Origin of the sequence: Mergibacter septicus (assembly GCF_003265225.1) — a bacterium.
In the GTDB taxonomy this organism is placed as follows: domain Bacteria; phylum Pseudomonadota; class Gammaproteobacteria; order Enterobacterales; family Pasteurellaceae; genus Mergibacter; species Mergibacter septicus.
Genome location: NZ_CP022013.1, coordinates 480909 through 507456 on the forward strand (window position 1 = coordinate 480909; position 26548 = coordinate 507456).

General features: G+C 36.9%; 21 protein-coding genes and 2 tRNA genes. 17 read left to right on the forward strand and 6 right to left on the reverse strand.

Annotated elements, in window-relative coordinates; translation table 11 throughout:
- Position 1: 1 nt before the first annotated feature.
- Positions 2-1294 (forward strand): hypothetical protein, encoded by a 1293-nt coding sequence (locus CEP47_RS02355; RefSeq protein ID WP_261919596.1) that lies wholly within the window; start codon positions 2-4, stop codon positions 1292-1294.
- 133 nt (positions 1295-1427) lie between these two features.
- Here the strand turns inward: CEP47_RS02355 and CEP47_RS02360 are convergent.
- The 3 genes from CEP47_RS02360 to dnaQ all read right to left on the reverse strand — a co-directional run bounded on the left by CEP47_RS02360 (position 1428) and on the right by dnaQ (position 2541).
- A tRNA-Asp gene (locus tag CEP47_RS02360) sits at positions 1428-1504 on the reverse strand.
- A 74-nt stretch (positions 1505-1578) separates the two neighbouring features.
- Positions 1579-1655: transfer RNA gene (locus tag CEP47_RS02365), tRNA-Asp, on the reverse strand.
- A 100-nt stretch (positions 1656-1755) separates the two neighbouring features.
- Entirely contained in the window at positions 1756-2541 is a 786-nt protein-coding gene (gene dnaQ / locus CEP47_RS02370; RefSeq protein WP_261919595.1) for a DNA polymerase III subunit epsilon, read from the reverse strand.
- A gap of 168 nt (positions 2542-2709) precedes the next feature.
- Here dnaQ and rnhA point away from each other — a divergent pair, with 168 nt between their 5' ends.
- The 5 genes from rnhA (at position 2710) to rimO (ending at position 7943) form a co-directional block, all read left to right on the forward strand.
- Positions 2710-3174, forward strand: coding sequence for a ribonuclease HI (rnhA, locus tag CEP47_RS02375; protein ID WP_261919594.1), 465 nt, complete (start codon positions 2710-2712; stop codon positions 3172-3174).
- Between the two features lie 19 nt (positions 3175-3193).
- Entirely contained in the window at positions 3194-3922 is a 729-nt protein-coding gene (gene gloB, locus CEP47_RS02380) for a hydroxyacylglutathione hydrolase (RefSeq protein WP_261919593.1), read from the forward strand.
- A 31-nt stretch (positions 3923-3953) separates the two neighbouring features.
- The gene (locus CEP47_RS02385; protein WP_261919592.1) at positions 3954-6113 is read left to right on the forward strand and encodes a transglycosylase SLT domain-containing protein; all 2160 of its coding nucleotides are present in this window, start codon (positions 3954-3956) and stop codon (positions 6111-6113) included.
- Positions 6114-6153: 40 nt separating this feature from the next.
- On the forward strand, positions 6154-6456 hold the full coding sequence (gene trpR, locus CEP47_RS02390) for a trp operon repressor (RefSeq protein WP_261919591.1): 303 nt from the start codon (positions 6154-6156) through the stop codon (positions 6454-6456).
- A gap of 140 nt (positions 6457-6596) precedes the next feature.
- Positions 6597-7943, forward strand: a complete 1347-nt coding sequence (rimO, locus tag CEP47_RS02395) for a 30S ribosomal protein S12 methylthiotransferase RimO (RefSeq protein WP_261919590.1) — start codon at positions 6597-6599, stop codon at positions 7941-7943.
- A gap of 100 nt (positions 7944-8043) precedes the next feature.
- Here rimO and CEP47_RS02400 read toward each other — a convergent pair whose 3' ends face one another.
- Genes CEP47_RS02400 through CEP47_RS02410 form a run of 3 tightly spaced genes read right to left on the reverse strand, consistent with a single transcriptional unit; the run spans position 8044 to position 11014 of the window.
- The gene (locus CEP47_RS02400) at positions 8044-8694 is read right to left on the reverse strand and encodes a 3-keto-L-gulonate-6-phosphate decarboxylase UlaD (RefSeq protein WP_261919589.1); all 651 of its coding nucleotides are present in this window, start codon (positions 8692-8694) and stop codon (positions 8044-8046) included.
- Positions 8695-8726: 32 nt separating this feature from the next.
- Positions 8727-9194: a PTS sugar transporter subunit IIA gene (locus CEP47_RS02405; protein WP_261919588.1), complete on the reverse strand. Its 468-nt coding sequence runs from the start codon at positions 9192-9194 to the stop codon at positions 8727-8729.
- Between the two features lie 50 nt (positions 9195-9244).
- Positions 9245-11014 (reverse strand): PTS ascorbate-specific subunit IIBC, encoded by a 1770-nt coding sequence (locus CEP47_RS02410; protein WP_261919587.1) that lies wholly within the window; start codon positions 11012-11014, stop codon positions 9245-9247.
- Between the two features lie 375 nt (positions 11015-11389).
- Between CEP47_RS02410 and ulaG the strand changes: the two genes are divergently transcribed.
- From ulaG to dusC, 11 genes are all read left to right on the forward strand, one after another.
- Positions 11390-12481, forward strand: coding sequence for an L-ascorbate 6-phosphate lactonase (gene ulaG, locus CEP47_RS02415; RefSeq protein WP_261919586.1), 1092 nt, complete (start codon positions 11390-11392; stop codon positions 12479-12481).
- 80 nt (positions 12482-12561) lie between these two features.
- Entirely contained in the window at positions 12562-13314 is a 753-nt protein-coding gene (gene ulaR, locus CEP47_RS02420) for an HTH-type transcriptional regulator UlaR (protein WP_261919585.1), read from the forward strand.
- Between the two features lie 17 nt (positions 13315-13331).
- Positions 13332-14192 carry an L-ribulose-5-phosphate 3-epimerase gene (locus CEP47_RS02425; RefSeq protein ID WP_261919584.1) on the forward strand — a complete coding sequence of 287 codons (861 nt, stop codon included), beginning with the start codon at positions 13332-13334 and terminating at the stop codon, positions 14190-14192.
- Positions 14186-14881, forward strand: a complete 696-nt coding sequence (gene araD, locus CEP47_RS02430; protein ID WP_261919583.1) for an L-ribulose-5-phosphate 4-epimerase — start codon at positions 14186-14188, stop codon at positions 14879-14881. The genes CEP47_RS02425 and araD overlap by 7 nt, the downstream gene beginning before the upstream one ends.
- A gap of 279 nt (positions 14882-15160) precedes the next feature.
- A complete protein-coding gene (locus CEP47_RS02435; RefSeq protein WP_261919582.1) occupies positions 15161-16426 on the forward strand; it encodes a NupC/NupG family nucleoside CNT transporter in 1266 nt (421 codons plus the stop codon).
- 141 nt (positions 16427-16567) lie between these two features.
- Positions 16568-17356 (forward strand): deoxyribose-phosphate aldolase, encoded by a 789-nt coding sequence (gene deoC / locus CEP47_RS02440; protein WP_261921003.1) that lies wholly within the window; start codon positions 16568-16570, stop codon positions 17354-17356.
- A 58-nt stretch (positions 17357-17414) separates the two neighbouring features.
- Complete coding sequence (locus tag CEP47_RS02445) at positions 17415-18656, forward strand: phosphopentomutase (protein ID WP_261919581.1); 1242 nt, start codon at positions 17415-17417, stop codon at positions 18654-18656.
- Between the two features lie 10 nt (positions 18657-18666).
- A complete protein-coding gene (deoD, locus tag CEP47_RS02450) occupies positions 18667-19386 on the forward strand; it encodes a purine-nucleoside phosphorylase (protein ID WP_261919580.1) in 720 nt (239 codons plus the stop codon).
- 148 nt (positions 19387-19534) lie between these two features.
- Positions 19535-24394: an autotransporter outer membrane beta-barrel domain-containing protein gene (locus CEP47_RS02455; protein ID WP_261919579.1), complete on the forward strand. Its 4860-nt coding sequence runs from the start codon at positions 19535-19537 to the stop codon at positions 24392-24394.
- A gap of 139 nt (positions 24395-24533) precedes the next feature.
- A complete protein-coding gene (djlA, locus tag CEP47_RS02460) occupies positions 24534-25388 on the forward strand; it encodes a co-chaperone DjlA (protein ID WP_261919578.1) in 855 nt (284 codons plus the stop codon).
- Positions 25389-25400: 12 nt separating this feature from the next.
- Entirely contained in the window at positions 25401-26351 is a 951-nt protein-coding gene (gene dusC, locus CEP47_RS02465; RefSeq protein ID WP_261919577.1) for a tRNA dihydrouridine(16) synthase DusC, read from the forward strand.
- Positions 26352-26548: the final 197 nt, after the last annotated feature.

Below are 26548 nucleotides of genomic sequence, written 5' to 3' on the forward strand. Positions count from 1 at the left end.
GATGAAAAGATTTTCTATTTTATTATCGATTTTTTTAGTAATGAGTTTAAGCTCATGCGGATATATTAAAGAAAAATTATCTCAAAAAGTTGAAAAAGAATTAGCTGAAAAAAATATTCAACTTTCTTCAAAAGATATCGATGTTTCTTTTTTTCCGCCTAAAATAAAAGTTGAAAAACTAAGCTATATTATTCCAGAAAAAAACAGCTCTGGTGTATTGCAAGTTCCTCACGCTCAAATTAATTTTAATTATTCAGCGATATTGAGTTCTAACCCTATTATTGAAGAATTAAGTTTAGAAAAAGGCACATTCTTTTTATATTCTCCTCAGTTGCAAAAAAGTGAAGTTTTATTAACGGATATTAATGCAAAGGTAGAACCACAAGCAGGTTGGAAAGTTTTAAAGATCCAAGCTCAAGCAAAAGATTTTAATCATAACCAGTTTGATTTAACGGGAAATTTATTGCCGTTAGAGAATAGTATTGGGCTTGAAAAAATTAAAGGTATTGTTGAATTAAAAAAGAATATTTTATTTCCACAAAAGAAAATAACGCTTGAAATAGCCAAAGGAAAATTTGAGTATGCCCCTACTCAGTATTTGTTATTACAGCAAATAAAAATTAATCAAGCAGAAATTACTCAATTTGAATTAAAAAGTATCAAGCAAGGCTACCATTTCACAACACAATGGAATTTAAAAGAAAATTTATCTGGTACCGTTATTAAGCAACAGGTAAATAACCAAGAGCAGTTAAAAATAGGGATAAATTCAAATTATTTTAATTCTGAAATCTTGAGTAAATTATTAGGTAGAGAATCTTGGGTAGATGGTGTATTTCGTTTTAATTCTGATATTATTTGGCGAAATGATATGGCAGATTATGCGGAAATCAGTTTTGAGTCTTTATTGCCCGGAAAAATACATAATATTGGATTAGCTCCGCTATTATCAAAATATTTTAAAGTTTTATCACACAATCAACAGGATAAGAATATTACTATTTTTGATAAATTGGGTGTAAAAGCCGTATGGCAAAATCAACATTTTAATTTAAATAATTTTCAACTATCTGTTGCGAAAATTAATTTAAATGGACATGGGATTGTCGAGCCAAATCAAAATCAGTGTGATTTTCTGCTAAAAACATCGACTGATGATTCTCGTTATCAGGATATTCCAATCTCAATCCATATTTTTGGAGATTGTCGTTCACCACAATATAAGATCGATCTAAATGAAACTTTAAAACAAAATTTACGTTCTCGCTTAAAATCTTTTTTACAAAAATTGTAGTTTTAGCAAGTTAAATAACTAACAAAAGGGTATCAATAGGATACTCTTTTTTTATCTCTTTTAATTGACTAGTAAAAATAACTATTTAATAAAATAAGTTAGGAATAAAAATAAAAGGAATAAGAAGAGAAGTTGGCGGAATGGACGGGACTCGAACCCGCGACCCCCTGCGTGACAGGCAGGTATTCTAACCAGCTGAACTACCACTCCGCATTAGTGATCTATTAATTGAATTGAGTTTTAGGGGAATACTTTTTAATCTAAAGTTAAGATAAGATAAAAAGTGGCGGAATGGACGGGACTCGAACCCGCGACCCCCTGCGTGACAGGCAGGTATTCTAACCAGCTGAACTACCACTCCGCAAACTCGTGGCGAATAATAATCAGGATTTTTTACTCCGTCAATATATTTTTTTCAAAAATATTTCAACTGCCTATTCAATAGGCAAAAAGCATATTATTTAATGCTTTTGTTCTGAATTTAGACGACCCAACCAAATGCAATTCTCTTTGCTTTTTTTATTGATTTTTTCTAAGAATGCTTGATGTGCCTCTTGTTCTTCAGGATTAGCATATAATACTGTTAAATTTTTATGATTTTGTAATGCAGTAAGAGAAGAATCTGTTTCAAATTGCCCACTATGCTGAATAGTAGCGTTTTCATTATCCTCACTAAATAAACTTACTTGTCCCCCCGTCATTGTTAAATAAACATCAGCTAAGATCTCGGCATCAAGTAACGCCCCGTGTAGTGTTCGTTTACTATTATCAATACCTAAACGATCGCACAGTGCATCTAAATTATTCCGTTTTCCCGGATACATTTGACGAGCAAGAGCAAGACTATCGGTTATTTGGCAAATATTCTCGGTTTTAATTTGATTATTCGGGAGTTTTGAAAATTCATAATCAATAAATCCAATATCGAAAGCAGCATTATGAATGATTAATTCTGCCCCTTCGATAAAGTGAAGAAATTCAGGGGCAATTTCTGCAAAGCTAGGTTTATCAGCAAGCATTTCATCGGTAAGACCGTGAACGGCGACTGCTTCAGGATCTACTGGACGAGTAGGTTTGATATACACGTGGAATGTTCTTCCAGTTAAACGGCGATTAATAACCTCAACCGCACCAATTTCAATAATACAGTGGTCTTGATAGTGCGGTGTGCCGTCTTTATTCATACCTGTGGTTTCAGTATCAAGGATAACTTGTCGTTTGATATCAGGATTGTAATTTTTTAGCATAATGGATTACTCATTGATCGAACATTAGAGATTATTATAGCGGGTAATAGTGTAATGTCATCAGTTAGAAGGTAAAAGCTGAGACAAACAAGGGTTGAAACTAAAAGGCTTAGCTACTAACATAGCCTAGTTTTAATCAGCATAAATATAATGAAATTTAGGAAGAAAATGCGGAAAAAAATTACAATCTTTACAGATGGTTCTTGTTTAGGCAACCCCGGAGCAGGTGGTATAGGGGTTTTATTACGTTACAAACAGCATCAAAAAACTATCAGTAAAGGTTATTTTCTGACAACCAATAATCGTATGGAATTACGTGCAGCGATTGAGGCGTTAAATTGTTTAAAAGAACCCTGTGATGTTGAGTTACATAGTGATAGCCAGTATTTAAAAAATGGCATCACTAAATGGATTTTTAACTGGAAAAAGAATAATTGGCGAACAAGTCAGAAAAAACCAATTAAAAATCAAGATCTTTGGGTGGCATTAGATGAGGCGATTGCTACACATTGTGTCCAGTGGTATTGGGTAAAAGGTCATTCTGGACAGGTAGAAAATGAACAATGCGATCAACTTGCACGGCAAGGGGCAAATAATCCGACTTTAGTCGATCAAGGCTATCAAACAGAATAATTAGGGGAGAATAAAGAAAATGCTAACCGTTTTAAATGCACTAAATGATAACTATATTTGGCTATATAGTGATAATCGAAAAGATTTATTGGTGGTAGATCCTACCGTTGCAGCACCAGTTTTAACCTTTTTACAACAGCATTCTGAATATCAATTAACCGCCATTTTACTCACCCATAATCACTACGATCATATTGATGGGGTAGCGGAGTTACGTTTGCATTATCCGCAAGTCCCTGTTTATGGACCGCAAGAAATAGAGAATGTACAACAAGGATTATTAACACAAATCATTGAGGTTGGACGGTTAAATATTGGACATTATAACATTGAGATTTTATCAACAGGCGGGCATACTGCCGGACATCTCAGCTATTTGATTAATAGCCACCTTTTTTGTGGGGATACTCTATTTTCTGCAGGTTGTGGTCGAGTCTTTACGCAAGATTATGCTCAAATGTTTAATTCGTTACAAACTTTAAAAAAATTACCTACTACAACAATCATCTGCCCAGCACACGAATATACCTTATCAAATCTCGCCTTTGCTCGAACGGTTGATCTTGAGGATGAAGGCTTTCAAACAGCGGTTAAGCAACATCAACAATGGGCAATACAAAAGCGACAGGCAGGAGAAGCAACATTGCCAGTTACTTTAGCAGGCGAATTACAAATTAATCCATTCTTAAGGGCAAAAAATTTAGCAGAATTTATTCAGCTACGCCAAGCTAAAGATCAGTTTAAATAGATTCAACCAAAAGATGAGGGTGGTAATAAAAATGGCATCTTTTATAACAAAAAATCGGTTATGTATTGGATTATTATTCACAGTTGCAACGCTTAATAGCGTAAATGCACAAGAGCTGAAGACACAAAATTCTCTTCAGCAAGTGTCTAGTACAAAAGATCTTGCATTAGAAAAACAACGTCTTACATACCAGAACTTGCAAACCTTCCTCCAACAACCCAAGATAGCCTCTTTAGTACCAGCTGAAAAATTAGTGGCAATGCTGAAAGAATATCCACTCTATTCTTATGCTCGTTATCATTTATTAAGTCAACAAGTTAATATGGTAGGCTTAGCTAATGGGTATCAAGTCGCTGATCTGGTTGAAAAAATAAAGCAATTCCAGCACCAGTTCCCTACTTTTTCAAAAGTCAAAATTAATCGCTTACCACAACAGCTTTATTCACGTTTACAAACCCAACAAGATTGGCAGAATATCATTAAATTAGGTCATCTATTGCCAGCTAAAACAACACTGAGTCAATGTACTTGGCTGGAAGCTAAATTACAATCTTATGCAAAATTATCGCCTAAACAACGCCAAGAAAGACTTAAGCAAGAAAAAATATGGCAGAAAATAGAACAATTATGGTTAAGTGGTAGCACACAACCGACAAGTTGTGATGTTGTATTTCAAGATTGGCAAAAAGCCAAGCAATTAAGCCTAAATTTATTCTGGCAACGGGCAGCACTCGCTTTTCAACAAAATAATCTAACCTTATTCCAGCATTTAGTGAAATTATATAATGCGAAAGATAGCTTGGTGGTAATTAGTAAGAAAGAGGAGAAACAGCTTAAATCGACATTGAATAAATTATTGCCACAACTGCAACTCTTATTGAAAAAACCAGAAACTTTCCCACAATTTATCACAAAGTTATCGCAACAAGAATTGGATAACACGCCACAATTAAAGCAACTGATTTTAGCTGCGTATCCTCGCTTTTTAAAAGCACTGCCTGAAAGTGAAGTAGCAAAAGCGCAACCATTGTTAAATACCACTATTGCCAAAAAATTGGGGTTAAGCAGTGCAGAACAGCAACTATGGTTAAAACAGTTAGTAAACCGATTTTTTGATAATCCGCAACCAACTTGGCAACAATGGCGAGATCAAAAATTGTTAAAACTAGGCAATGATAGTTTAATTGAACGCCGTATTCGAGAGGCGTTAAGAAGGCAACAACCTATTGATATTTGGTTAAATTCTCTTTCTAATACAGCCAAGCAAAAAGATGAATGGAAATATTGGCAAGCGGAAGTTTTAGCCCAATCACAACAGCAAACGGATCGCCAACAAGCACAACAAATATGGACTGGATTAGCTACAAAGCGAGGTTTTTATCCAATGCTCGCTGCCGAAAAATTAGCGATTAGTTATCAACCGCAGTACCACGAATGGAATGAAAAACAGTTTGCTGAAATTAATTTAACGCCATTTCACGAAGGATTAGCACGTATCCAAGAGTTAATCTACTTTAATTCGCTTGATGACGCACAGCAAGAATGGTTACGCTTATTAAATAAAGCCGATTTTAAACAAAAACTTGCTTTAAGTTATTATGCAAACCAACAAGAATGGTATGGATTAGGGGTTGAAGCGACAATTCAAGCAAAAGCGTGGGAGCATTTACGTTTACGTTTACCACAAGCGTATTTAGCTTGGTTTAATACCCATCTCAAAGATCGTAATATCAGCCGTTCTTTTGCGATGGCAATTGCAAGGCAGGAAAGTGCTTGGAAGACCCATGTTCGTTCTAGTGCGAATGCCTATGGTTTAATGCAATTATTACCAACTACCGCAAAATCAACCGCAGACTATTTTAAACTGCCTTATCGTGCTGATGTTAAGCAACTATTTGATCCTGCAACAAATATAATGCTAGGTACTGCACATTTAGAACAGCTTTATCAACAATATGGCAACAATCGTATTTTAATTGCAGCGGCATATAATGCAGGGCGATCTCGTGTCGATCAGTGGCTAGAAAGGGCTGGTGGTAAATTATCAATGGCAGAATTTGTCGCAACAATCCCATTCTATGAAACCAGAAATTATGTACAAAATGTTTTAGCTTATGACTATTACTATCAATTACTTTATCAAGCAACAGCAAAAAAATTCAGCAAATCAGAGTATGATCGACTATACTAGTCAAATAGTAAAATGCTATGAAAGTTGAAAGGAGAATGTTATGTATATCAGTCGTAATCTTGAACAGTGGCAAGCATTTATTCAGCTATTACACCAAGCTTTTCAAGAAGGAAAAGCCGAAGAGGTACTAATGATGTTATTAACCCCCGATGAACGCAATGCACTGGGATTGAGGGTACAGATTATTGCTCAACTTTTACGCAAAGATATTCCTCAAAGGGAGATACAACATAATTTAAATACCAGTGCGGCAACGATCACCCGAGGATCTAATGCTCTCAAATCCATTGATCCTGAGTTTCTTGCTTGGGTTGACGCAATTTTAAATAAAAAATCTGATTGAATAAAAAACGAGAGAGCATAAAAGGGGTAGAGTAAAGTTATTCTGCACCTTTATCTGATCGCAAGAAACAGTCGCATAATCTTTCTAAATTTTGTACAATCCACCACTTTCAAAAATTCTACTCTGATAAATAATAAATAATGAACAAAGTAACAACAAATACTCCCCCTAATATTGGTTTTTTAAGTCTAGGTTGCCCTAAAAATCTGGTTGATTCAGAACGAATTTTGACCGAATTAAGAACAGAAGGGTATAACATCGTACCTAGTTACGATAATGCTGATTTAGTGATCGTCAACACCTGTGGTTTTATTGATAGTGCGGTGCAAGAATCGTTAGAAGCAATTGGCGAAGCGTTAGCTGAAAATGGCAAAGTGATTGTTACTGGCTGTTTAGGGGCTAAAGAAGATCAAATCCGCCAAGTTCACCCTAAAGTCCTTGAAATTACGGGACCACATAGTTATGAAGCGGTAATGAAACACGTACACAAATATGTTCCTAAGCCAGAATATAACCCTTATCTTAACCTTGTTCCGCAACAAGGCGTGAAACTTACCCCAAAACATTATGCCTATCTAAAAATTTCTGAAGGTTGCGATCATCATTGCACTTTTTGCATTATTCCAACAATGCGTGGTGAGTTAGAAAGCCGTCCAATTCAAGTGATCCTTGATGAAGCAAAACGCCTTGCTGATTCAGGTGTTAAAGAGTTATTGGTTGTCTCACAAGATACTTCTGCATACGCCCTAGATAAGAAAAAAGATAACAAAATCGGCACAGTATTTTGGAATGGAATGCCGATCAAAAATGACCTAATGACACTCTGTGAACAGTTATCAACCTTAGGAATATGGATTCGTTTACACTATGTTTATCCTTATCCACACGTTGATAAATTAATCCCTTTAATGGCAGAAGGTAAAATTTTGCCTTATCTAGATATTCCATTACAGCACGCTAGCCCTAAAATTCTCAAAGCAATGAAACGCCCGGGATCGGTGGAACGTACCTTAGAACGGATCAAACAGTGGCGTCAGATTTGCCCTGAATTAACCTTACGTTCCACTTTTATTGTCGGTTTTCCGGGAGAAACCGAAGAAGATTTTCAACAGTTACTTGATTTCTTACAGGAAGCTCAGTTAGATCGTGTAGGTTGTTTTAAATTTAGTCCAGTTGAAGGGGCAGCCGCAACAGAAATGGCAGACCAAGTGCCAGAGGAAATCAAAGAAGAACGTTTCCATCGTTTTATGCAGTTACAACAACAAATTTCCGCCCAACGTTTACAACAAAAAATTGGCAAAACTTTAGCTGTTTTAGTCGATGAAATTGATGATGAAGGCATTATAGGGCGTTCAATGTCAGACGCACCAGAAATTGATGGTGTTGTCTATATTGACAATCTAAGTGGTATCCCAGTGAAGGTCGGTGATATTATTCAAGTCAAAATCCACCAAGCTGATGAATATGATCTGTGGGGGAGTTGTTAATTCTCAATTATAAAAAGAATTGAAAGATTAGAAATATAATAGGTAATAAAGGAGATCTAGTTAGATTAGATCTCCTTTAGTTATAAGAGGTTAATTACTTTTACCAATATTTATTAATTTCTGTTCTGAGAGCATTGGCAGTTTCTTTTCCTTTTTCACCAACTAATGCACGTCCTGCAATAAATGTTTTAGCATTAATTCCTTTAAATAAATGAATATCTTCAGGTGCAATTCCTCCTGTAATTGAAAGCTCTAAGCCTAAATCAGAGAGTTTTCGCATACAGTCTAGATCTTTTTCTGTCCAACCTTTTCCTGCGAGTTCCGCATCTCTTGAACGATGATAAATAGCTTGTTTAATCCCTAAGTCAAGCCAAGCTTGTGCATCTTCAAAAGTCCAATTACCATAAATTTCAATTTGGATTTCTTTATTGGTATGATAACTATCAGCAACTTTTTTACAGGCTGCAATAGTTGCAATATGAGCTGCAGCAGAAACAGTCAACCAATCTGTTCCAGCATCAAAAGCCATTTTCGCTAAAATGGCTCCTCCATCGGTTGTTTTCATATCACAAACAAGAATATGATTAGGGTGGTTTTGACGTAGAGTTCTAACAGCATTCATACCTTCTGCAAAAGCTAAAATTGTGCCAACTTCAATAATATCTACTGAATCAGCAGCATTTTTAGCCGTTTCGATAGCTGTTTCAAGGTTTAATGAATCTAAAGCAATTTGAAGTAATGGTTTTGACATAGTAACACCTTTAATTAATTGAGATTATGGAATTATTGAAGTGCATTATCAATCACTTGGTAAACATCACTAGCTGTTTTGCATTGGCGAATCTTATTGAGATCTACTCCCGTATCACTATTTGGATCATCTAGTATTTGAGTTATTTCAAGTAACCCTTGCATATGTTGATCAGAATTACTACCAGCGAGGGTAATAAAAACATCAACAGGTTCTTCTTCACCATCAAAATAAACGGGCTTATTTAAGGTTACTAGTGCAAATGCTGTTCTATTCACTCCATCTTCAGGACGAGAATGGGGCATTGCTAGTCCCGGAGCGAGTATAATGTACGGTCCCATTTCTTTAATTAATTTAATAATGGTTTGATGATAACAGGGCTTAATTGCACCTGATGCAATCAGCATATCTGTACCTATTTTGATCGCCTCCTCCCAATTAGCCGCATCTTGATTTAATTTAATAGAGTTATTTTCAATTAGAGATTGTTTTAAATTCATATTAATTTCTCCCTAACCTCCCTAATTTGATCCATTAAGGAGGAGATAGATTATTTATTTTGAGATTGGTGTTTATTGATTAATTCGATCAGTTCGGCACCGAAAGAATGAGGATTAAGCATATTTTGTACGCCTAATACAGATTTGTTTTCTCCTACTTCAATTTCATGCACAAGATGGCGAGATGCAACGATAATATCAACATCGGTTATTTTTGATTTGTAATCAGTAACAGCACAAGAATCCATAATATTCGGAATACCTTGTTTATCTAAGTAGTTTGCAATTTTCATTTTCATCATCATTGACGAGCCTTGACCACTACCGCAAACAGCAAGAATACGAATCGTTTTGTTATAAGTCGTTGATAAATGGTTGTCTGCAATGTTTTGTTCTGTTGTTTCTAAGTTATATCCGTCCATTTGTTCTAGTGTTTTACCACAGGCTTTTGCTCTTTCTTCATCAGAACGTAACTTTTTAGAGGCAAAGAACATATAAATGAGAGCAGCAGCTAGAATGATAAAGAAGAAGAATGGAATAGTTACAATACCTTGTAAAATTGGAGGGAAGAATAATGCCCAATCAGCCATACCCATCCAACTATTGAAAAGTGTTCCATTACTAGCGAGCAGATGAATTACCCAGGCAGAACCAAATACTTCGATCATTCCCATTACAAGACAGATTTTAATTACAGCTTTCCAACCCCCGAAATGATTTGCAAAAACACCGATTGTAGCATTAGAGAAGAACATAGGGATAAAACCAGGAATAATGAGAATTGGCGATCCTGTGGCAAGTAAGATACCTACTGCAATAAATTGACCGATGGCACCCCACATAAAACCAAAAACGATAGCATTAGGTGAAAAAGCATAAATTGCCGCACAATCAATGGCTAAAACAGCATTTGGAATAATACGTTCTGAAATTCCTTTAAAAGCTTCGGAAAGTTCTGCCACGAACATTCTGACTCCCATCACAATAACTTGGATTGCAACCGCAAATTTTAAACCTGTTTCTAAAATATAGATCAACCAATTTGTTTTGCCCGCCATGGTTTGTAGATTATCTAAGCCGAAGGATAATAAGATAATGCCAAAGAAAACAGTCATCACGATAGCGGTAGCAGAAATACTATCATTAAAAATATGTAGCCATTTTGGTAAATTTAGATGATCAACATTTTCATCTTTATTACCTAATTTAGGTGCAATTTTAACTGCAATAAATGATGCAATTTGTTGTTGATGCCCAATAGAAAAACCAGCACCTCCTGTAACGGCTTGAGTAGGTTTATACATAATATTAGATGAGATTCCCCAATATAGAGCCATAATTATGGCTGTATAAATAATGGTTTCCCACATTGAAGCACCAATAATCATATAGAAGACAGCGATAAGACCTGTTTGTTGGAACATAATATGTCCAGTCAACATAATAGTACGAATCCCTGTAAAGCGATTAAATACTACCAAAAGAATATTTAGGATTAATGCGAGAATAACAGCATATCCAACCCAGCTATAATTATCACCCATCGTTTGAATAGTGGCTTGTAAACTGGTATAGGGATCAATTACTGCCCCAGTAAGACCATAAAATTCAGACAATTTAGAGATAATAGGTTTAAATCCTGCAACGAGAGTGCCAGCCCCAACTTGGACCAGCATAAATCCAACAATAGTTTTAATCGTACCTTTAATAATCGTAGTTAAATCTTTTTTTAGCAGAATGTACCCAATACAAGAGATGATACCTAGAAGTAGGGGAGCTTTTGATAGGACTTGTGTATTAAATCCTAAAAAATAGCTCATAGAGAGTATGTAAAAAATCCATAATAAACCTCTGATATTTGAAGTGATAACTATAAAAGTACTTCTCAGTTTATAACGTTAGGAACTAATAGCTTATTTTAACAACAATCAAGCTATTTAATTGCTATGGTAAATTAATTTATTAAGATTGGTAAAGATTATATTTGATTATTTGTGATCATTATCACGCTTTATTTTTTACTTTTTATTTTTAAAAATTCTTTTAAATTCTCAACAATTTTTATATTTATATCAAAAATATATAATTTTGTGACTTTTATCACAAAATTTAACAATGATTGTTGATATTAGTTTTTTGATTAAATATGATTATTTTTGATTAAAATTGTTTTCTATAATCATTAGGAGTGACATATGAGTAAAATTAGTGAAATTACAAGAGAGAGTTGGATCCTATCGACTTTTCCTGAATGGGGGACTTGGTTAAATGAAGAAATTGAGCAAGAAATTGTACCAGAAGGGAATGTTGCAATGTGGTGGTTAGGCTGCGTTGGTTTATGGGTTAAAACGCCACAAGATGCTAATTTGTGTGTTGATCTATGGTGTGGGAGAGGTAAAAGTACCAAAAAGGTAAAAGATATGGTACGAGGTCATCAAATGGCTAATATGGCAGGGGTAAGAAAATTACAGCCAAATTTACGTGCAGCACCGATGATTATGGATCCGTTTGCTATTCAAAAAGTCGATGCAATTATTGCAACGCATTATCATAATGATCATATTGATGTAAATGTTGCGGCAGCAATTGTCAATAATCCTAATTTAGAGCATGTCAAATTTATTGGACCACAATATTGTGTGAATATGTGGATAAAATGGGGAGTACCAGTAGATCGTTGTGTAGTCGTTAAACCCGGCGATAGTATAAAAATCAAAGATATTGAATTAATTGCATTAGATTCTTTTGATCGTACTTGCTTAGTAACTTTGCCTGTTGCTGGTGCAGAAGAAAATGGAGGGGAATTAAAAGGTCTTTGCCCTACAGATGAAGAAATGGGATTAAAAGCCGTCAATTATTTGATTAAAACACCCGGTGGTAATATTTACCATTCAGGAGATTCCCATTATTCTATTTACTATGCAAAACATGGTAAAGATTATGATATTGATGTTGCTTTAGGTAGCTATGGTGAAAATCCTATAGGGATAGCCGATAAAATGACTTCAATTGATCTATTGCGTATGGCTGAATGTTTACGCACTAAAGTTATTATTCCTGTCCATCACGATATATGGACTAATTTTATGGCTAGTACAGATGAAATTTTACATTTGTATAAAATGCGTAAAGATCGTTTGCAATATAAATTTAAGCCATTTATATGGGAAGTGGGTGGCAAATATATTTATCCTCAAGATAAAGATTTAACCGAGTATCATCATCCTCGGGGATTTGATGATTGTTTTGAACAAGAACCAAACGTGCCTTTTAAATCAATTCTTTAATTTAAAGTGGGGCTACTTATGAGTAGTCCCCCACTTTGTTCATTTATGATTTAAATGGCGAAGAGAAAGGAGTAATCATAGTGAACAAAGATTATCGCCAAAAACAGCTTTTGAATTTATTAGGTGAAAAACAAGTATTATCAACAGCAGAGATTGTCAATTCATTAGGCATATCTCCCGCTACTGCAAGACGTGATATTACTGAATTGGATACATTGGGGCTATTAAAGAAAGTGAGAAATGGTGTCGAAGCTGTCAAGCAAGGAATAATGACATCTGGCATTAAAGATCACCGTATTAATAATATTGATGAAAAACAAAAAATAGCAAATGTTGCAACAGAAATATGTCGAGATGGAGAAAGCATTTTTCTAACCTGTGGTTCAACAATGTTGATGTTAGCTAAAGCATTATGTGGACGTAAAGTACAAATTATTACTAATTATCTTCCTTTAGCAAATTATGTGATTGAACATGATCACGATGACGTTGTCATTATGGGAGGACAATATAATAAAAACCAAGCGATTACGTTAGCTTTAGATACTAATACCGATGCAATGTATTCTGCCAATATTATGTTTACAAGCGGAAAAGGGATCACCAAGAATGGATTGTATAAAACTGATATGTTGATAGCTAATTCTGAACAGAGAATGTTATCAAGAGTAGAGAAGTTAATCGTATTACTTGATAGCTCTAAATTAGGTAAGCAAGCTGGAATGTTATTTACATCATTAGAGCACATTGATCTTCTGATTACGGATAAAGCGGCAGATCCTAAAATAATCGAAGAATTAAGAGCCAAAGGATTAAAAATCATTCTTGCTTGATAATGCAAGGTAATGTTATGAGAAAACATAAATTAGGGATATATGAAAAAGCACTCCCTAAGGATATTAGTTGGCAGGATCGATTATCCATTGCTAAAGCCTGTGGTTTTGATTTTATCGAAATTTCGATTGATGAAACAGACGAACGCTTATCACGTTTGTATTGGCAAAAAGAACAAAAATTACATTTAGTAGAAAGTATTCTTACCACAGGTATTACCATTCCATCAATGTGTTTATCTGGTCATAGACGTTTTCCGTTTGGCAGTAAAGATCCCAATATTCGGCAGAAAGCTTATGAGATTATGGAAAAAGCGATTGAGTTTGCAGTAGATATAGGGATTAGAACAATTCAATTAGCAGGCTATGATGTTTATTATGAAGAACAAGATGAAAGTACCATTCAACGCTTTCGTGAAGGATTAGAATGGGCGGTAGAGCGAGCAGCAAGTAGCCAAGTTATGCTTTCTATGGAAATAATGGATACCGAATTTATGAGTTCTATTAGTCGATGGTTACAATGGAATGAAATTATTCGTTCCCCTTGGTTTACAGTCTATCCTGATTTAGGAAATCTTTCTGCTTGGAATGATGATGTTATTCATCAATTACATCTAGGTATTGATAAAATTTCAGCAATTCATTTAAAAGATACCTATAAAGTAACTAAAGATTATCAAGGTCAATTTAGAGATGTTCCTTTTGGTGATGGTTGTGTTGATTTTGTCAGCTGTTTTCAAACATTAGCTAACCTAAATTATCGAGGTGCTTTTTTAATTGAAATGTGGACAGAAAAATCAACTGACCCAATTGTTGAGATTATTCAAGCAAAACGTTGGATTGAGCAAAAAATGCAAGAAGGAGGATTACAATGTTAGAAGAATTAAAACAAAAAGTGTTAGAAGCTAACTTGAAACTTCCGAAATATCATCTTGTTACTTTTACTTGGGGAAATGTTAGTGCGGTAGATCGTGAGAAGAATCTGATGGTAATAAAACCATCAGGAGTTGAATATGATGTAATGACTTTGGAAGATATGGTAGTAGTGGATATTGCAACAGGTAAGGTAGTAGAAGGAACGAAAAAACCTTCATCTGATACGCCAACTCATTTAGAGCTTTATCGCCAATTTACAACAATAGGAGGGATTGTCCACACACATTCTAGGCACGCCACAATATGGTCTCAAACAGGAAAAGATTTATATGCTTTAGGAACAACTCATGCCGATTATTTTTATGGGACAATTCCTTGTACACGCAAGATGACACCACCAGAAATTATGGGCGAATATGAGAAAGAAACAGGAAAAGTAATTGTTGAAACTTTTATCAATAGAAAAATTAACCCCATTGATGTTCCTGCGGTGTTAGTTTATTCTCACGGACCATTTGTTTGGGGAACAGATGCTGATAATGCGGTACACAATGCCGTAGTATTAGAAGAAATTGCTTATATGAACTTATTTAGTACACAATTAAATTCTTTAATGCAGCCAATGCAACAAGAATTATTAGATAAGCACTATTTACGCAAGCATGGAAAAAATGCCTATTATGGACAATAATTTTACCAGTTGAGAGAAGTCCAGAAGTGGTTAAGTGAGCTTAACCACTTTTTTATTAAGGTTTTGAACAAATTAATCAATAAATTATCATTCCTCATACCAAAACCAGCCAAATTTCACGCAAAAAAACTTAAAAGCAAACGATTTCGTTCTCATTTTTAAAAAGGAATTCAGATTTTTTGACAAAAATGGTATAGTTTTGTCGCTTGATTTTAAGTTGGTTTAAATTGAGTGTTTTTAATCCGTTAATGTTTAATTTGTCCATTTTTAGGGGTGTTTATGTCCGTGCTTTCGAGTCTTTTCGGTATTATTGCTTTGTTAGCAATTGGATTTTTACTATCCAATAACCGTAAGGCTATCAACTTACGTTCTGTCTTTGGGGCTTTTTTAATTCAAGCGGGGATTGGGGCATTGGTGTTATATGTACCAGTTGGTCGTGATGTATTAATCAAAGTTTCAAATGGCGTAAATAATGTTATTCAGTATGGCAACAAAGGAATTGAATTCCTTTTTGGTGGCTTAGTCAGCGATAAAATGTTTGAAGTCTTTGGTGGTGGTGGATTTATCTTCGCCTTCAGAGTATTGCCTTCGATTGTTTTCTTTGCTGCCTTAATTTCTGTGCTTTACTATCTAGGCATAATGCAAGTGATTATCCGCATTCTAGGTGGTTTTTTACAATCAATGCTTAAAACCTCAAAAACAGAATCAATGTCAGCAGCGGCTAATATTTTCGTGGGTCAAACTGAAGCACCACTACTTGTTCGCCCTTATATTGCCACAATGACAAATTCAGAGTTATTTGCGGTGATGAGCGGTGGTTTAGCCTCAATCGCAGGTTCTGTATTGGCAGGTTATGCTTCAATGGGCGTACCATTACCTTACTTAATCGCCGCTTCCTTTATGGCAGCACCGGGTGGTTTACTCTTTGCTAAATTGCTTTTCCCACAAACAGAAGTATTTAATGATGATCTTAAAATTGAAGATCGTGGCGAAGAAAAACCAGCTAACTTTCTTGATGCGATTGCAGGTGGTGCAACCTCAGGTATGCACTTAGCCTTAAACGTAGGAGCAATGCTTTTAGCCTTTATTGCAATTATTGCATTATTAAATGGTATCTTAGGTGGTATCGGTGGTTGGTTTAATTACCCAGAATTAAGCTTAGAATTAATTTTAGGTTGGATCTTCAAACCACTCGCTTGGGCATTAGGTGTACCTTGGAATGAAGCAAGCATCGCTGGAACATTTATTGGACAAAAATTAGTGATCAATGAGTTTGTCGCTTATTTTAACTTTACCAACTTAACCCCAGATGTTGCAGCCGCTTTAAGTGATAAAACAAAAGCAATCATCACCTTTGCACTTTGTGGCTTTGCTAACTTCAGCTCAATTGCGGTATTAATCGGTGGCTTAGGCACAATGGCACCAAACCGCCGTAAAGACATTGCTCGTTTAGGGATTAAAGCCGTTATCGCTGGTTCATTATCCAACTTTATGAGTGCTGCGATTGCAGGTTTCTTCATTAGTTTAAGTGGTTCGGTATTATAATTACCCCAATGGTGTTATCATACCCAACATTATTAATCATAGCACCACAGCTTTGCTGTGGTGTTGTTATCTTAGCCTTAGGTAAACGTTTGCGTTTTTGGCTAATGGTTGTGCCAATAACTGCAACGAAAGGAGTTTATGATGTCAATTTCCAACCTAACAGACCTCACACAAGTCGCAAAAATCGCATTATCATTAATGGATTTAACCACCCTCAATGATGATGATACCCCCGAACGGGTAATCAGCTTATGTGAGAAAGAACAAAATCCCATCGGGCAAACCGCCGCCGTCTGCATTTATCCACAATTTATCCCTGTTGCCCGCCAAACCTTAACCCAACTCGGTTACCCACAAGTACAGATTGCCACCGTAACAAATTTTCCAGCTGGGAATGACAATATTCAACAAGCGGTTGCTGAAACCAAAGCAGCGATAGAAGCAGGGGCAGATGAAGTTGATGTGGTCTTCCCTTATCAAGCTTTAATTGCGGGTAATACCCAAATTGGTTTTGAATTAGTACAAGCCTGTAAGCAAGCTTGTGGAGAAAAATTATTAAAAGTGATCATCGAAACAGGAGAGCTAAAAACCCCAGAATTAATTCGTTTAGCCTCTGAACTTTCGATCAAAGCAGGTGCCGATTTTATCAAAACTTCAACAGGCAAAGTCGCAGTGAATGCCACCCTTGCTGCTGCTGAAGTAATGCTAAATACTATCAAAGATCTTGGCGTTGCAGATCGAGTAGGTTTTAAAGCGGCAGGGGGCGTCAGAACCACCGCTGAAGCCCAACAATATTTACAACTTGCCGCTTCTCTCTTTGGTGAAAGTTGGTTGACACCACGTTATTTCAGATTTGGGGCATCAGGGTTATTAACCTCACTATTAGAAACATTAGGTATTGATATTGAACAACAACATAGTGCTTATTAAAGCGTAAAGTATCGGTTGAAGTAAAAATTAACAGAGGCTTAAACAAGAGGACATTGTTATGAAACGTGTATTTATTATGATGCTCGATTCATTCGGCATTGGTGCTGCTGCCGATGCAGACAAATTTGGCGATGCAGGTTCAAATACCTTAGGGCATATCGCCGAGCGTTGTGCCGCAGGGTTAGCGAATGAAAAAGGGCGAAGTGGCAACTTATCTCTGCCAAATATGACTAAATTAGGGCTAGCCTTAGCCGCTAAAGAATCGTGTGGCGAATTTCCAGCAGGTTTAGCACAAGAGGTGGAATTAATCGGCGGATATGCCCACGCAAAAGAGATTTCATCAGGCAAAGACACCCCATCAGGGCATTGGGAAGTCGCAGGCGTTCCAGTATTATTTGATTGGGGATATTTCCCTCAACATCAAAATTCTTTTCCACAAGAATTACTTGATCGCATTGTTGAAAAAGCAGGTATTCCCGGCTATTTAGGTAATTGCCACTCATCAGGCACGGTAATTTTAGATCAGTTAGGCGAAGAACATATCAAAACAGGCAAACCGATTTTCTACACTTCTGCCGATTCCGTTTTCCAAATTGCTTGCCACGAAGAAAGTTTTGGCTTAGAAAAACTATATCAACTCTGCCAATTAGTCCGTGAGGAGTTAGAAGGCTATAACATTGGGCGTGTAATTGCTCGTCCTTTCATTGGCGACAAAGCAGGGAATTTCCAACGCACAGGCAACCGCCACGATTATGCGGTTGAACCACCATCAGCCACCGTATTACAAAAATTAGTTGATGAAAAACAAGGCGAAGTGGTCTCAATTGGTAAAATTGCCGATATTTACGCCCACGTTGGCATCACTCGCAAAATTAAAGCCACAGGGCTACCAGATCTCTTTGACCGCACCTTAGAAGAAGTGAAAAGAGCGGGCGATAACACCATTGTATTTACCAACTTTGTTAATTTTGATTCTGACTTTGGGCATCGCCGTGATGTTGCTGGCTATGCAGGGGCATTAGAATATTTTGACCAACGCTTACCAGAATTATTAGCCTTAATCGAACCAGAGGATCTGTTAATTATTACCGCCGACCACGGTTGCGATCCAACTTGGCACGGCACCGACCATACTCGTGAACACATTCCAGTGTTATTGTATGGCACAGACGTACCAAAACAATCTTTCGGCCGCCGTGAGACCTTTGCCGATATTGGGCAAACCATCGCCAGCTATTTTGGCTTAAGTCCGATGGATTACGGCACATCAATTTTAGATTTTAACCACCAATCAAACTAAGAGGAAAATTATGGCTACTCCACATATTAATGCGGTTGACGGTGCTTTTGCAGACGTTGTTTTAATGCCGGGCGATCCATTGCGTGCTAAATATATTGCAGAAACCTTTTTGCAAGATGTACAACAAGTTACCGATGTTCGCAATATGTTAGGTTTTACAGGTACTTACAAAGGTCGGCGTGTTTCAGTGATGGGACACGGAATGGGGATTCCATCTTGTTCAATTTATGCTAAAGAATTGATTACCGAATATGGCGTGAAAAAGATTATCCGTGTCGGTTCTTGTGGGGCGGTGAGAATGGACGTCAAATTGCGTGATGTTATCATCGGTTTAGGGGCTTGCACCGATTCAAAAGTCAACCGCATTCGCTTTAAAGATAACGATTTTGCGGCGATAGCGGATTTTGAAATGACCCAAGCCGCCGTCCAAGCTGCGAAAGAAAAAGGCGTGCCAGTGCGAGTGGGTAACCTATTCTCTGCTGATCTGTTCTACACCCCAGATCTTGAAATGTTTGATGTAATGGAAAAATACGGCATTTTAGGCGTTGAAATGGAAGCGGCAGGAATTTATGGCGTGGCAGCAGAATATGGTGCCAAAGCCCTTTGCATTTGTACCGTATCCGATCATATCCGCACCCACGAACAAACCAGTGCCGAAGAACGTCAATTAACCTTCAATGAAATGATTGAAATCGCCCTCGAATCGGTATTAATCGGCGATAACGATTAATTTCTCCATTTTCTACACAAAAAGAGGCATTTGCCTCTTTTTTTAAATAAATTGTTTTGTCTTTACATAATAAGAATTGTAAAATACCTGCGTGATATTCTATATGATAAGTAGTAAGGTTATAGTATGAAAAACAAAGGAATTTATTATGTCTACAATTAGCAAACCAAGCTCAAATCACAAGAGCTATCTAAAGAAAACCGCCCTCGCTACCGCATTAGGCTTCGCCCTCGGAATCGTCCCAACCCTTGCAACCGCACAAGAAGCACTAGCCGCTGCACCAGCTCCAGCCGCCGCATCAGCTCCAGCAACACCAGAAAAAATTGAAGGAACACCAGTTGTTATTCCGGGTGTTACTGCTTCTGATGGTACTAACAAAGAAGTTATAATTGGAAAAGATGATGGTAAGTTATATGTGGATGGTAAAGCCGTGAATAACGTTACTATTTCTTGGAATGGTAATAATGGTTCAATGGTTAGTGTTAATTCTCCAAATAAGAAACCTGTTTCAGCGACTATTCAATTAAAAACGGAAGATAATAAAGAAAGTGTGATCACATTTGATGCTCCTGTAATTTTTGGAGAAAGAGATGGAATTAATATCCAATTACAAGGGACTAGTGGAAAAACAGTTAAACTAGTCTTTAATGGTAAAGATGGTCAGCCAGCTTATAAAGGAAATATTAATGTATATAATAAAAATGGAAAAGCTGGTACTTTAGATGTTACTTTTAAAGGTGATGTTGACGGTAATTTAACTGCTCAACGTAAATTTCCACATAATAAAGGTGGGCTTGTTGCTAAATATCATTTTAGTGGTGATAGTTCTCTAGAAGGAAGTGTAAATACCATTAGTCAACATACTTATGATAAAGTAGATAATCTAGTTTATTTTGATGATCCTAAAGGAAAACATAACAAAATTGAGAGTATTGTTACTACTGGAACGAGTAGTACAGGTGTTTATGCTAAAGCAAAAAGTCAAGATCCAAATAGCCGAGTATTAGAAATTGGTACTGTAACAGTTAAAGGCTCGGATGCACAAAATAATATATTAATTACTACTGCTGATTTAAATAAAGACGGTAATAATATTAAATTAACTGCAACTAATAATGGTTATGACTATAAACAGTCATCTTTCCAGACTTCAATTCCTCTTACTACCGATTTGGCAGGTACATTAATAATTGATAAGATTATTAATTCTGGTGCAATAAAGTTTGGTAAGAGTGGAGATGCTGCAAATCAACGTGCCACTAATGTTATGGCTGCAGGTAAAGTTATAGTAACAGGTGATATTACTATTCAAGGTGGACGAGATGATGGTCATAATAAACCAGATGGATTAGAAAAATTCAGCCGTAATATCTTTATCACTAAAGATCTTGATATTAAGAAAGAAATAGATGCCAAAGGTAGTGCGATTGATGTTTACTTTGTTGGCGATCATAACCGTTTAACTAACTTAGTGGGTAAAAACGGTGAATTTACTATTTTAAATACCGCAGTGAAAAATGGTGAAGATAAATATACCACTAGCTTAGATATTGGCAATTTAACCCTGAAAAAAGCTGATAATAGCTATCAGTCAAACCTAAATATTAAATATGAATCTAATGGTGAGTCTAAACCAGTAGAGGCTAAATTAAGAGGTAATATTCTTAACTTGGGTGGTACATTAAAATTAGATAGCAAGTCTTTATATGCTTATGGTAATGGTAAGGAGGGATATAGAGGGGTTGTTTCTGGTTCTGCAGGTAATACAGATGTTAGTAGCTTAGCTTTACATTTAGGCAAAGACACTGTTTTTGAAGCTAGTGGCGACGGTGCAACTAACACCATCACATTAACTTATGAAAACGATAAACTTACCTCTGACGGCGCTCACTTTATTGCCAGCAATAAAGGTAAAAACACCATTGAAGTAAAAGGTCAAAACGCTGAAGTAAACGGCTTATATTTCATTGCGAAAGGAAATACCAAACCTGCTGTTAAACCAGTTGCAGAAGCTGCAGCCGCAGAAGCAGCACAACCGCAACCAGCACCAGTAGTAGCACAAGAATTATCTCAAGGCGAAAATATTATTAACCTAAAAGGTGAAAACGCTAAACTCACTAACGTTGTTTTCTTAGCTGAAGGCGGTAAAAACACTGTTAACGTAACAGGAAAACAAACTACCTTAAATGATCTACATTTTGAAGCGACTGGTGAAAACAGTGAAAATAACTTAACTTTCACTGGTATGCAGGGGAATCAAAATAAAAGTACTGTCGGTGAATTAACCTTTGAAGCAAAAGATCAAGGTAAAAATACAGTAACTTTTGGTTCTGCAGATGCAGATTTAGCCTTAGGTGGAGCGAAAAATCTCGAATTTAATGCTATTAATGGTGGAGTGAACAAATTAATATTCACTACTAATGATCTAGAAAAATTAACTTTTAAAGGCGATGGCAAAGCAGGTAGCTTAAATGAAATTGATTTAGGCGAATCTCAAAACCTCAATGCTAAAAACGTTACTACTTACTCTGGTAACACCAAAATTGCACCTCAAAACCATAACATTACCTTTAACGGTGCAGTAAATACCATCGGTGCAACCGCAGTTACTACCATTGATTTTAAAGAAGGTATTCAAGATTCTAACACTTTCACTGCAAAAGAAGCGATCAGCAGCACCAATGGTGGTAAAACCGTCTTTAATATTGTTGGAACAGCACAACCACAAAATGGGCAATTTACTTATACTGTTAAAGCTGATGGTAAAAATATCCAAGCTACCAATGGTGGACAGTCTGTTTTTGAATTAGGTAAAGATAAGAATAACCATTCAATCACTTTAAAATTTGATGGTGATGGTCAAGTTGTTGCCACAGGTGTTGGTGCGGCAAATACCTTTAACCTCAACGGTACACCAGTAACTATTGAAGGCTTTGATAAAGTAGTTGCAAAAGATGGGGCAACCACAGAAGTTAATTTAACTAAAGAAAATCAATCTTTAACCTTAGATAAATTTGCAGATGGCACTGTAACCAACTTAAATGTTAAGAATGATGGCATTACCTTAACTGGTGATTTAACTTCAGGCAAAGGTTCAGTAACCAATATCAACCTTGATTTTGCGAAAGCTAATAGCAATACTCAGACTTTAACATTAGGTAAAGACGGTAAAGGTGCTGCAAACGTTAATCTTAACTTCAATACCAAAGATGCCGTAGTAACCTTGAAAAACTCTCAACCGACAATGGCAATGGCAAGAGCAGCAGCAGGTGCACCAGCGGTTCAATCTCCAGAGAAATACTTAGCTCAAGGTGAGACTGTCTTTAACTTTAATCAAGGTGTTACCGTTGCAAGTAATTTAGATGTTGTAAAAGAAATGGCAGCGGCAGTAGTTGCTCCAGCAGGTGGAGCAGTACCAGCAGCGGCAGGAGCAGCACCAGCACCTACTCCAGCCCAAGAAAACAGCATTACCTTTGATCTAAAAGATACAACGGTGTATTTAACAGGTAATGATGTCAAAGTGACTACCGTAAAAGGAAAAGGTACCGTAGATTTGACTAAAGGTGTTGGCGTTGCAGGAGCAGGTGCTCAAAACACACCAGCAGATTACCGTCTATTCACTGTAAATGGTGATAAAGCAGGACAAGGCTTACAAACTCACGATGTTGAATTTAAATTGCGTGCAAATCCAAATGCACCTATGGGATCGAAGTTAGCAGGTCAAGATAATGGTACTTATGGTAATGTTTATTCAGATCGTGTTGTGGTTTCAGGCAAAGGCAGCAATGCAGGTAACTATGTCTTAGTATTACCAGCTGTTACTACTTTGAAAGATAGCAAATATACTGCTCCAGCTAATGGTAAAAATATCGGTGTTGCAGTTACAGATCGTAATGATATCAACTTTATTTCAAAAGCTGAGAAGATCAACGGTGATGATGTTCGTGTTAAATTGGTTAAAGTGAAAACCGATGATAAAGGCAAAACATCAGCTGTAAATGGTAATACTTACTACACCTACTTCGTTGATGGCATTGAAAGTTTAGGGGTATCGCAAGATTATAAAGATGCGTATATCACTGCATTACAATTAAACAGCGATCTATTGTTAGCAAACTTCGGTTCTGTGGCACAACGCTTAGGCGATTTACGTCTTGCACCACAAACAGAAGGGGCGTGGGTACGTATTTTCGGTGGAACACAAAGTAACTCTACTGGACTTGCACCAAGAACACATTATAAAACTTTACAAGCTGGTTATGACCGCTTAACTAATCTGTTTGGTAAAGATACTCGTATCGGGGTAGCAGTCGCTTATGACGCTTCTAAGATTAGAGATATTAAACCACTTTCAGGAGCGAAAGCGAAAGCGGTAGAACTTGCGGTGTATAATTCTTATGTACCAGCACAAGGCTTGTATAGCGATACTGTTGCGAAATTATCGTTCTTACGCAGCCAATTTAATGTTGGAAAAACTATCCACGTTAACAACTACGCATTCAGCTTGTCACAAGAGTTAGGTTACCTTGTTTATTTAGATCAAAAACAAGACTGGAGCTTAACACCAAGTTATGAATTAGGTTTAGGCTATATTAATAAGTCTGATTTTAACTATATTAATAGTGCTAACGCTGCTAATAACCTTTATGGTGTAACTCAACACAACGTGAAAAAAGCAGCAAGCACAGTGTTAAGAAACAGAGTGGGTGTAACCTTAGATTATCGCTTTAATCCAGAGTATCTTGACAGAGCATATTTCAGCGTGTTCTATGAAAATGATAGCTACTTTGGTGGTAAAACTCGTATCCATACCCAAAATGAAAAACTTGGTGTAAATGCGAATGTTAGCCAAAAAGCGTTACGCAATGATGGTCGTGCTGTGTTAAACTTCGGTATTAATTCAACATTAAATAAAAATGTTGGTTTATATTTAGATGCACAAAAATCATTTGGTGGTAAAATTAACACCGACTTCCAGTTAAATGGTGGTTTAAGATTTAGTTTCTAATAACCTCAAACTAGATGAGTTTAGGGCGGGCAACCGCCCTTTTTTTTGGGCTATTTTTACAGAGATTAATCCAATATTTTTCATCTGATTGACAATAAGGTAGAATAGCCCGTTCATTAGTAATGATAAGGAAAAAAGAATGGGATTTATTGGAAAATTACTCGGTGCAATTATTGGTTTTCGTTTTGGATTTTTCACCGGGTTCATCGGTTTATTTTTAGGGCATTTAGCCGATAAAAAATTATCTGAATTGGGGACGGTGAAATCGTCTTTTTTTGGCGAGTCAATCACTAAACAAGCCCTGTTTATGCAGACCACTTTTGCGGTTTTGGGGCATTTAAGCAAATCGAAAGGGAGAGTAACGGAAGAAGATATTCAGTTAGCTAATATGCTAATGGATCGACTGCAATTGACTGCTGAAGATCGCCGTTTAGCTAGAGCCGCTTTTCAACAGGGGAAAGCAGCAGATTTTCCTTTGCGACAGGCGATTCGTGAGTTTCGACTAGGTTGCCGTCAACGTGTCGATTTATTGCGGGTATTTTTGGATATTCAAATCCAAGCGGCAATTTTAGATAACGAATTACACCCAAAAGAGAAAGAGATCTTGTTTATTGTTGCACAAGAATTGGGAATTTCATCGCATCAGTTTGAACAAATGGTGGCGATGATCTACGCTTCACAACAATTTAATCAAGGTTTTTATCAACAAGGTGGCTATCAAGATCAAGACGATGATCGCTATCATCATTCCCACCAGCAGAGCTATCGCTCAAATCAGCCAACTTTAAAAGATGCTTATGCGGTGTTAGGCGTATCTGAAAGTGATGATCGCAATGCAGTAAAACGAGCTTATCGCCGTTTGATGAATGCCAACCACCCAGATAAATTGGTGGCAAAAGGGTTACCTAAAGAGATGTTGGAAATGGCGAAAGAGAAAACACAACAGATTCAAGCCGCTTATGATTTGATTTGTAAAGCGAAAGGTTGGAAGTAGAGTTTTACTGGTATGCGAGTTGTATTAGCCCCAATGCAAGGGGTGTTAGATCCGTTCGTGCGAGGGCTTTTAACCTCAATTAATGATTACGATCTTTGTATCTCAGAGTTTGTCCGAGTGGTTGAACAACGCTTACCACCCAAAGTGTTTTATCGTTTATGCCCAGAATTGTATTCAGGTGGTGTTACCACCAGTGGTACACCCGTGCGAGTGCAACTGTTAGGGCAGCATCCACATTGGCTAGCAGAAAATGCTGAACTGGCAATTCAGTTAGGTTCTCACGGCGTGGATTTGAATTGTGGTTGTCCCTCTAAAACGGTGAATGGAAGTGACGGGGGAGCGAGCCTACTTAAAAATCCAGAACTAATTTATCAAGCCACGAAAGCCATTCGCCAAGCCGTTCCAGCCGAACAGGTGGTGAGTGTGAAAGTACGCTTAGGTTGGGATAGTAGCCAAGCCGCTTTTGAAATTGCTGATGCTGTGGAACAAGGTGGTGCAAATGAAATTGCAGTACACGGACGGACAAAAGTCGATGGTTATCGAGCGGATCGGATTGATTGGCAGAAAATTGGTGAAATTCGTCAACGTTTAAAGATCCCTGTTATTGCAAATGGTGAAATTTGGCATTGGCAAGATGGGCAAACTTGCCTTGAAATTACAGGCTGTCAAGCATTGATGGTGGGGCGAGGTGCATTAAATATTCCTAATTTAAGTTATGTCCTCAAGCATCGCCAAGCCAAAATCAGCTGGCAAGGAGTGCAAACGTTGTTGCAACGTTATGCTAAGGTAGAAAATAAACAAGATAGTGGTTTTTATCATCTTGCTCGGATTAAACAGTGGCTACGCTATCTCAAACACGAATACCCAGAAGCCACAATCCTGTTTGAACAGATCAAGAGTTGCCAAACCGCAACAGAATTACGTTCTCATTTGCAACAATTTGCGGTTACTCATACTGAGTAAATTTGTAGCGTTTTCTTTCCACTGACTTTTATTCTTTACAAACTCTGGTATGATTTGTCTAACTAAGAAAAAGCGGAGGGGAAGAAATGCGTTTTGCCATTGAATGTATTGATCGAATTGGGGTTGCCCGTGAGGTGTTAGCATTATTAGCAGACGAACAGATTAATTTACAGGGGATTGAGTTACAAAAGATTGAT